At 33.6% G+C, this 8,926-nt stretch carries 8 protein-coding genes, 1 tRNA gene and 1 rRNA gene; 9 read left to right on the top strand and 1 reads right to left on the bottom strand.

Features of this window, described 5'->3' with window-relative positions; all coding sequences use genetic code 11:
* A 5S ribosomal RNA gene (rrf, locus tag E5167_RS07735) occupies nt 1-102 on the top strand; the annotation flags it as partial.
* 205 nt (nt 103-307) lie between these two features.
* On the opposite strand, the gene E5167_RS07730 is transcribed toward rrf, so the two are convergent.
* Nucleotides 308-1,450, bottom strand: a complete 1,143-nt coding sequence (locus E5167_RS07730) for an acyl-CoA dehydrogenase (protein ID WP_136842758.1) — start codon at nt 1,448-1,450, stop codon at nt 308-310.
* A 92-nt stretch (nt 1,451-1,542) separates the two neighbouring features.
* Here E5167_RS07730 and E5167_RS07725 point away from each other — a divergent pair, with 92 nt between their 5' ends.
* The 8 genes from E5167_RS07725 (at nt 1,543) to E5167_RS07690 (ending at nt 8,730) form a co-directional block, all read left to right on the top strand.
* Nucleotides 1,543-2,607 carry an anhydro-N-acetylmuramic acid kinase gene (locus E5167_RS07725; protein WP_136842756.1) on the top strand — a complete coding sequence of 355 codons (1,065 nt, stop codon included), beginning with the start codon at nt 1,543-1,545 and terminating at the stop codon, nt 2,605-2,607.
* Between the two features lie 73 nt (nt 2,608-2,680).
* Complete coding sequence (locus tag E5167_RS07720) at nt 2,681-3,907, top strand: Glu/Leu/Phe/Val dehydrogenase dimerization domain-containing protein (RefSeq protein WP_136842754.1); 1,227 nt, start codon at nt 2,681-2,683, stop codon at nt 3,905-3,907.
* A gap of 17 nt (nt 3,908-3,924) precedes the next feature.
* Nucleotides 3,925-5,319 (top strand): sodium:proton antiporter NhaD, encoded by a 1,395-nt coding sequence (gene nhaD / locus E5167_RS07715; protein WP_136842752.1) that lies wholly within the window; start codon nt 3,925-3,927, stop codon nt 5,317-5,319.
* Between the two features lie 53 nt (nt 5,320-5,372).
* Nucleotides 5,373-6,077: a MotA/TolQ/ExbB proton channel family protein gene (locus E5167_RS07710; protein ID WP_136842750.1), complete on the top strand. Its 705-nt coding sequence runs from the start codon at nt 5,373-5,375 to the stop codon at nt 6,075-6,077.
* 3 nt (nt 6,078-6,080) lie between these two features.
* Entirely contained in the window at nt 6,081-6,476 is a 396-nt protein-coding gene (locus tag E5167_RS07705) for an ExbD/TolR family protein (RefSeq protein ID WP_136842748.1), read from the top strand.
* Between the two features lie 14 nt (nt 6,477-6,490).
* Nucleotides 6,491-7,372, top strand: a complete 882-nt coding sequence (locus E5167_RS07700; protein ID WP_136842746.1) for an energy transducer TonB — start codon at nt 6,491-6,493, stop codon at nt 7,370-7,372.
* A gap of 3 nt (nt 7,373-7,375) precedes the next feature.
* Nucleotides 7,376-8,593 carry a bifunctional folylpolyglutamate synthase/dihydrofolate synthase gene (locus tag E5167_RS07695; RefSeq protein WP_136842744.1) on the top strand — a complete coding sequence of 406 codons (1,218 nt, stop codon included), beginning with the start codon at nt 7,376-7,378 and terminating at the stop codon, nt 8,591-8,593.
* Between the two features lie 62 nt (nt 8,594-8,655).
* Nucleotides 8,656-8,730, top strand: a tRNA-Val gene (locus E5167_RS07690).
* The last annotated feature ends 196 nt before the right edge of the window (nt 8,731-8,926 follow it).

Below are 8,926 nucleotides of genomic sequence, written 5' to 3'. Positions count from 1 at the left end.
GGTTATAGCAATGGGGCTCACCTCTTACCATTCCGAACAGAGAAGTTAAGCCCATTAGCGCCGATGGTACTACATTTGTGGAAGAGTAGGTCGCCGCCTTTTTTAAACCCTTACTATTTTTTTAGTAAGGGTTTTTTTTGTTGAAATTTTAAGAGGAAGGGATATATGCTTGAGGATAGTAGTGACACCCTCTTTATGTGATAAAAAGATATATTGTATGGCGCGGTTTTTACAAAACCTAAAAACATACTATAAAAAAAAGCTCAACTAAAAAAGTTGAGCTTAATATATTTATTTACTGAAATAATTATCCTTTAATAACACCTCTGGAAATTACAATTTTTTGAATTTCAGAAGTCCCTTCGTATATCTGGGTAATTTTTGCATCTCGCATTAGGCGTTCAACATGATATTCTTTTACAAAACCATTACCACCATGAATTTGAACAGCCTCAACAGTTTGTTCCATAGCTACTTTAGAAGCATATAGTTTTGCCATAGCACTAGACATATCGTAATTGTTGCCTTGGTCTTTATCCCAAGCTGCTTTCATTACTAAATGGCGAGCAGCTTCAATTTCTGTTGCCATATCGGCTAGCTTAAAAGCAATTGCTTGATGATTACAGATTTCAGTACCAAATGCTTTACGCTCTTTAGAATATTTAAGGGCTAATTCATAAGCTCCTGAGGCTATACCTAGGGCTTGAGAGGCAATTCCTATTCTGCCACCAGAGAGTGTTTTCATGGCAAATTTAAAACCAAAACCATCGTCTCCAATTCTGTTATCTTTTGGTACTTTTACATCATTAAATTGAAGTGTATGTGTGTCACTTCCTCTAATTCCTAATTTATCTTCTTTTGGTCCAACATCAAATCCTTCCATGCCTTTTTCAACTATGAAGGCATTTATACCTCTATGACCTTTTTCTCTATCTGTTTGAGCTATCACTAAATAAACATCTGCTCGTCCACCATTTGTTATCCAATTTTTTGTGCCATTTAAAACATAGTGATCACCTTTATCAATTGCTGTAGTTTTTTGTGAAGTTGCATCACTTCCAGCTTCAGGTTCACTTAAACAAAAGGCACCTACAAATTCACCTGTAGCTAATTTTGTTAGGTATTTTTGTTTCTGATCTTCAGTACCAAACGCTTCAATACCATAGCAAACTAATGAATTGTTTACTGAAACAATTACCGAAGCAGAGGCATCAACTTTTGATAATTCTTCCATTATAAGCACATAAGAAATTGCATCCATACCGCTTCCGCCATATTTTGGATCAACCATAATTCCTAAAAACCCAAGGTCTCCCATTTTTTTTACTAATTCATTAGGGAACTGTTGTTTTTCATCACGTTCTATAACACCTGGAAGTAATTCATTTTGTGCAAAATCTCTTGCTGCATCTCGAACCATTAAATGTTCTTCGGTAAGGCTAAAATTCATTTTTATGTAGTATTGCTTAATTATTAAAAAATGTACGCAAAGATAATGCTTTATTGCATTTTTTTCAATTCGATTATATATTTTTACATAATATGATAAAAACTGAGTATTGGGTTATTGGTGTTATGTCTGGTACGTCTTTGGATGGATTAGATTTAGCTTATATAAAATTTAATTTTGACAATTTTTGGACATTTGAAATTTTAAAAGCTGAGACTATTAATTATTCAGAGCAGTGGAGAAATACACTTAGAAATCTTGTTTCAAAATCTTTAACTGATTTAGAGAGAATAGATAATGAATACACTACCTATTTAGCTATATCCATTAATAGTTTTATTAAAAGATACAGTCTTAAAAAAATACATGCTATTTGCTCACATGGGCATACTGCATTGCATCAACCAGAAGAAGGAATAACTTATCAAATTGGAAATAAGAGACAGTTAAGTACAATAACAGGAAAGATGGTTGTTTGCGATTTTCGATTGCAAGATGTTAAATTAGGTGGTCAAGGTGCACCTCTTGTACCAATAGGAGATGAATTACTGTTTTCTAAATATGACTATTGTTTGAATCTTGGTGGATTTGCAAATATTTCAACTAAAATAAATTCTGATAGAATTGCTTACGACATATGTCCAGTGAACATTGTATTGAACTATTATGTAAAAAGGCTTGGGGTGGAGTATGATAATAATGGAGTTATAGCAGCCTCAGGGCAAATCAAAGAAGAGCTACTATTAGATTTAAATGCCTTAGACTTTTACAGTTTAAAACCACCAAAATCGCTTGGTTTAGAGTGGGTTAATGAAACAGTTTTTCCGTTAATTGATAAATATGATTTAAGTATTGAGGATATATTAAGAACTTATATAGAGCATATTGCTTATCAAATTGTTAAGGAGATAAACATATCTACAAAAACAACAATACTTATAACAGGAGGAGGTGTCTATAATTTATTTTTAATAGACAGAATAAAATCTTTAACAAAAAACACTATTATAATTCCTTCAAGAACAATTATTGAATATAAAGAAGCTTTGATTTTTGGGTTGTTAGGAGTGTTAAGGCTTAGAAATGAGTATAATTGTTTAAGGAGCGTTACAGGTGCTACTATAAACCATAGCTCCGGGAAAATATTTCAAGCTTAAATTTAGTTATATTTAACACTCAAATATCTTTAGTTTTTTATATTTGTTTATTCACATTTGCTAAGCAGTTTTAATGAAAGAATTACTTCAGAAGTACGAGAATAAAGAGCCAGAAATAGTGTTTAATTGGAAAGACCCTGAAACCGAAGCAGAAGGTTGGACAGTAATAAATTCTTTGCGAGGAGGTGCTGCAGGAGGAGGCACTAGAATGCGAAAAGGGTTAGATATGAACGAGGTGTTGTCTTTAGCAAAAACCATGGAAATTAAATTTACCATTTCTGGACCAGCTATAGGAGGAGCAAAATCAGGTATTAACTTCGACCCCAAAGACCCTAGAAAAAAGGGTGTTTTAGAACGTTGGTACAAAGCCGTTTCACCTTTATTAAAAAGTTATTATGGTACAGGAGGCGATTTAAACGTTGATGAAATTCATGAAGTGATTCCTATTACTGAAGAATCTGGAGTTTGGCATCCTCAGGAAGGCGTTTTTAATGGACATTTCAAACCTACAGAGGCCGATAAAATAAATCGTATTGGACAGCTACGTCAAGGCGTTATAAAAGTTATTGAAAACCAAGAGTACTCTCCAGATGTTTCTAGAAAATTTACTGTAGCTGATATGATTACTGGTTTTGGTGTTGCAGAAGCTGTAAAGCATTATTATGATATTTACGGAGGTACTATTGTTGGGAAAAAAGCTGTTATTCAAGGGTTTGGAAATGTTGGTGCAGCAGCAGCCTTTTATTTAGCACAAATGGGAGCAAGAGTGGTAGGTATTATAGATGTAGTTGGTGGCTTAATTAATGAAGATGGGTTTACTTTTAAAGAAATTACTAACTTGTTTCTTGAAAAAACAGGAAACACATTAGAAAGTAATAATTTAATCTCTTTTGAAGAGATTAATAAGACAATATGGTCATTAGAAGCTGAAATTTTTGCACCATGTGCTGCTTCGAGATTAGTTACTAAAAATCAAATTGAGAGTATGATACAACACGGTCTAGAAGTTATTTCTTGTGGAGCAAACGTGCCTTTTGCAGATAAAGAAATTTTCTTTGGTCCTATTATGGAATTTACAGACAGCAAAGTGAGCCTCATACCAGATTTTATTTCAAACTGCGGAATGGCAAGAGTATTTGCATATTTTATGGAACGACGAGTTGAAATGACTGATGAAGCTATTTTCGAGGACACATCTAATGTTATAAAATTAGCAATTCAAAATATTTACGATCATAATCATCATAAAACAGAATTAAGTAAAACCGCTTTCACTTTAGCATTAAGTGAGCTTATATAATTTAAAACCAACCACATATGGAAGCAGCAATTATCATTGTATTTATAGTTGGCTATTTAGCCATTACTTTAGAGCATAATATTAAAATAGACAAACTCATTCCAGCTTTAGTCATGATGGCTATAAGTTGGGCACTCATTTCTTTAGGAATAGATGCTTTTCCACAATGGTTTGATTCAGCCAATCATGGACTAGTTGATGGTTTTACAGCACTAGATCATGAAAACAAAATGCATTTAATGGAAGAAACATTACTGCATCACTTAGGTAAAACTTCCGAAATACTTGTATTCTTATTAGGAGCAATGACTATTGTTGAGATTATCGATTACTTTGATGGATTCTCAACTATAAAGAGCTTTATTAAAACTAAAAAGAAAACAAAGATTCTTTGGATTTTTTCAGGTTTAGCATTTATTTTATCTGCAATTATTGATAACCTTACAGCTACGATTGTACTAATTTCTATTCTGCAAAAAATAGTTAAAAATAGAGATATTCGTTTATGGTATGCTGGTTTAATTATTATAGCGGCCAATGCTGGTGGTGCTTGGTCACCAATAGGTGATGTTACAACAACGATGCTTTGGATTGGTAATAAAGTAAGTACAGGTCACTTAATAGGTTATCTGTTATTACCATCCTTTATTTGTATGGCAGTGCCAACATTAATAGCTTCATTTTTACCTGTATTTAAAGGACATCTAGAAGTAGATGAAAGTGATAATGATAAACCTAAAAGTAAGTTTAGTTCAACTATGTTATTCTTAGGATTATCAGCTATAGTGTCTGTACCAATTTTTAAAGTAGTGACGCATTTACCTCCATATGTTGGTATGATGTTAGCATTAGGAGTGGTAGCAATTTTTGCCGAAGTGTATAGTAACTCTAAATTTAGTTTAACGGTAATTGATAATGAAGAAAGTGCAGAGCACGCTCATCATAGTCCTGTGCACCATTCGTTATCGAAAATTGAGTTGCCGAGTATTTTATTTTTCTTAGGAATATTAATGGCAGTGGCAGCATTAGAGTCTTTAGGTATTTTATTTGAATTTGCGATAACATTAAAAGAAACAACACCAATGTTAGGAACGGAGTTACATGGTGAAGGCGTTTCAGATTTAGTTGTGTTATTACTAGGAGTTGGTTCAGCAGTAATAGATAATGTACCATTAGTAGCAGCGAGTTTAGGGATGTTCTCTGAGCCTTTGGATAACGAGTTATGGCATTTTATAGCCTATTCAGCTGGAACAGGAGGAAGTATGTTAATCATTGGTTCTGCAGCTGGAGTAGTTGCTATGGGTATGGAGAAAATTGATTTCTTCTGGTATCTAAAAAAGATTTCTTGGTTAGCTTTACTAGGTTTTTTAGCTGGTGCAGCAGTATTCTTTTTCACAAGAACACTATTTTAAAATACTTTATTTAAAAATCAATCGTTATTATTCAAAATCTAACAATATAATTTATGTTATACACAGCAATGCTAAAAACTGCTCAAGAAGGCACAGAGCTTTTAACTGATGAAGAGTCAGTAGAAAAAACGCTTTCTATAATCGAGCTTATTAAAAGTGGTGGAACAGCAGGACAAGTTATTATACTTCTATTATTTGTGTTATTATTAGTTGCAAGCTATATTTATTTTGAACGATTATTTGCTATAAAATCGGCTTCAAAAGTAGATACAAACTTTATGAATCAAATTAAAGATCATGTTTCAAATGGCAAAATAGATTCTGCTCAGGTACTTTGCGCTCAAATTAACTCACCAGTATCCAGATTGATTAGTAAAGGTATTTCTAGAATTGGAAAGCCGCTAGAAGATATTAATACTGCTATAGAAAATGCTGGACGTTTAGAAGTTTACGGATTGGAACGAAATGTAAGTGTATTAGCAACTATTTCTGGTGCTGCACCAATGATTGGGTTTCTTGGTACAGTTGTTGGTATGATATTAGCGATATTTGAATTAGCTAATGCAGGAGGAACCATTCAAATGGATGTACTAGCTAGTGGTTTATATACAGCTATGACCACTACCGTTGCAGGTTTAATTGTTGGGATTGTTAGTTATATATGTTACAACCATTTAGTAGCAAGAACAAATAAGGTGATTCATCAAATGGAAGCTAATTCGGTTGAATTTTTAGACCTTCTAAACGAACCAATTTAGTATATGGACATAAGAGGAAGAAATAAAGTAACGCCAGAATTCAATATGTCATCAATGACAGATATTGTATTCCTGTTATTAATATTTTTTATGCTAGCATCTACATTAGTAACCACAAGTGCTATTGATATTTTATTGCCAAAAGCAAGTGGAAAAACTCAAAATAAGAAGTCTGTTTCTGTGAGTATAAAAAAAGATTTAACCTATTATATTGACCAAAAACGTGTTGGTGTAAGTGTGTTAGAAAACCAACTAGTTGCTGCATTGTCAAACGAAGAATCTCCTACTATTGTTTTAAGAGCCGAAAAATCGGTACCAGTAGATAATGTTGTAAAAGTTATGGATATTGCTAATCGTAATAAATTTAAAGTAATACTAGCTGTAAAGCCAAATAATTGATATTAAAGGTTAAGATGAAGTATTTTGAAACCAAACATGAAAAAGATTCAGCAAGAATCACAGCGTTATTAGCGATGATTCTCATTTTGCTGATATTTATTGTTGGTCCAAAATACTTAGATCCACCAGAAGAATATGGTGTAGCTGTTAACTTTGGAACTACCGATTTTGGTAGCGGACGCATTCAGCCTAAAAAAACAATACAACAAGCACCAAAAGAAGTTGTAACGCCTCCCAAAAAAGTTGAAGAAACAAAGCCAACCCCAACAGAGCCTCAGGAAACTAAAGCAGAGAATGTTATTACTGAGGACAATGCAGAGAGTATTGCTATAAAAAAGCAAAAAGAGGAAGCTCGGAAAAAAGCACAAGAAGAAGCTGAAGCAAAGGCAGAAGTAGAGCGTATAGAACGTGAAAAGAAAGCAGAAGCAGAACGATTGGAGAAGGAGCGAAAAGCTAAAGAAGCAAAACGTAATTCTGTAAATGATTTAATTGGAGGGATAAAAAATAGTAGTGGAACCGATTCTGGTAGTGAAGGTGATGATAACAGAGCAGGTGATAAAGGACAATTAAATGGCGACCCTTATGCGAGTACTTATTTTGGTGAACCAGGAGCTGGTGGAGGTGGAACAGGTTATGGGTTACGAGGCAGAGGAACACCAGAAAAGCAAGAGTTTAAGCCAGAATGTAATGAAGAAGGTCGTGTGGTTGTTGAAATTCATGTAAATAGACAAGGGAGAGTGATAAATGCTATTCCTGGACAAAAAGGAACCACAGGAGTAAGTTGTCTATTTGATGCTGCAAAAAAAACAGCTATGAGTTACAAGTGGAATGCCGATTCTAAAGCACCTGTAAAACAAGTCGGTTTTGTAGTTATTAACTTTAGTGTTACTCAATAACAAATGAATTATACCGATACTGTAAATTGGATGTTTTGCCAATTGCCAATGTATCAAAACAAAGGAAAGGTGGCTTTTAAAAAGGATCTTACCAATACACTTTCCTTAGCTAAACATCTTGATCATCTTGAAAAACAATTTAAATCCATTCATGTTGCTGGAACCAATGGTAAGGGTTCTACAAGTCATATGTTGGCCTCGGTATTGCAGGAAGCTGGTTTTAAAGTTGGGTTATATACATCACCGCATTTAAAAGATTTTAGGGAACGTATTAAAGTCAATGGCAAGGTTGTGAGCAAGCAATTCGTTATTCAATTCATTAAGCGTAATAAAGCCTTTTTAGAAAGGCATCAATTGTCTTTTTTTGAAATGACCGTTGGGATGGCATTTGATTATTTTGCAAAACAAAAAGTTGATATTGCTGTGATTGAAGTGGGACTGGGTGGACGATTGGATTCAACCAATATCATCATGCCTGAAGTCTCTGTCATTACAAATATTGGCTTAGATCACACGCAGTTTTTGGGTGACACATTAGAACAAGTAGCCTGTGAAAAAGCTGGAATTATCAAACAACATATTCCTGTGGTCATAGGAGAAACACAAAAAGAGACTGAACCGATTTTTAGAAAGATAGCCAAAGAGCATAAAGCACCTATTTATTTTGCAGACCAAATTGTAAAAAAAATATATGAAAGTGACTTAAAAGGGAGTTACCAGACACACAATATTAAAACGGTTGCACAGGCTTTAACAGTATTACAACCTTTAGGTTTTAATACCTCTGAAAAGCAGATTATTAAAGGTTTAAAGAATGTGGTAAAAAATACGGGTTTGTTAGGGCGTTGGCAAATATTGCAGTATGGCCCTAAAATTATTTGTGATACCGCTCATAACAAGGAAGGGTTAACCTATGTGATGCAACAATTAAGTGAGCAAACTTTTAATAAGCTGCATATGGTTATTGGGATGGTAAACGATAAGAATATTGATGGTATTTTAGATTTATTTCCAAAGCACGCAACGTATTATTTTTGTAAGCCTAATATCCCAAGAGGGTTAGATGCCACTATTTTAAAAGAGTACTTTAATAAAAAAGGGTATATAGGAGAGGCATATCAATCGGTAAACGAAGCACTTGAATATGCTAAAAAGCAATCACAAAATGACGATCTTATTTATGTTGGAGGTAGTACATTTGTGGTAGCAGAAATTATTTAGAAAATTATTTAAAAATGTTTGTTAGATTAAAAAACTGACTTATATTTGCAGTCCAATATTTAGGGCGCGTAGCTCAGTTGGTTCAGAGCACTTGGTTTACACCCAAGGGGTCAGGGGTTCGAATCCCTTCGCGCCCACAGAAGTTAAAATCCTGATACATTTGTATCAGGATTTTTTTATACTAAAAAATTATGTTTTCGTTTAATGAGTGTTATAAGAGTAGTAACAGATTAAATTATTATTTCTATCACTAGAAATAATAATTTAAATAAAATGTTTTTCAACTCTGTTGTTTGCTACAACAAGTTGTTCATAATGATTCCTCTGCGTTTG

It is taken from the genome of Pontimicrobium aquaticum (assembly GCF_005047595.1).
Lineage (GTDB): Bacteria > Bacteroidota > Bacteroidia > Flavobacteriales > Flavobacteriaceae > Pontimicrobium > Pontimicrobium aquaticum.
Note: the sequence above shows the minus strand (reverse complement) of the source record. Positions and strands in the feature narration are given on the sequence as shown.

Excerpts from the sequence above, each read along its gene's own strand:
- E5167_RS07730 (WP_136842758.1), bottom strand. The coding sequence starts at position 1,450 with ATGAATTTTAGCCTTACCGAAGAACATTTAATGGTTCGAGATGCAGCA.
- E5167_RS07725 (WP_136842756.1), top strand. The coding sequence starts at position 1,543 with ATGATAAAAACTGAGTATTGGGTTATTGGTGTTATGTCTGGTACGTCT.
- E5167_RS07720 (WP_136842754.1), top strand. The coding sequence starts at position 2,681 with ATGAAAGAATTACTTCAGAAGTACGAGAATAAAGAGCCAGAAATAGTG.
- nhaD (WP_136842752.1), top strand. The coding sequence starts at position 3,925 with ATGGAAGCAGCAATTATCATTGTATTTATAGTTGGCTATTTAGCCATT.
- E5167_RS07710 (WP_136842750.1), top strand. The coding sequence starts at position 5,373 with ATGTTATACACAGCAATGCTAAAAACTGCTCAAGAAGGCACAGAGCTT.
- E5167_RS07705 (WP_136842748.1), top strand. The coding sequence starts at position 6,081 with ATGGACATAAGAGGAAGAAATAAAGTAACGCCAGAATTCAATATGTCA.
- E5167_RS07700 (WP_136842746.1), top strand. The coding sequence starts at position 6,491 with ATGAAGTATTTTGAAACCAAACATGAAAAAGATTCAGCAAGAATCACA.
- E5167_RS07695 (WP_136842744.1), top strand. The coding sequence starts at position 7,376 with ATGAATTATACCGATACTGTAAATTGGATGTTTTGCCAATTGCCAATG.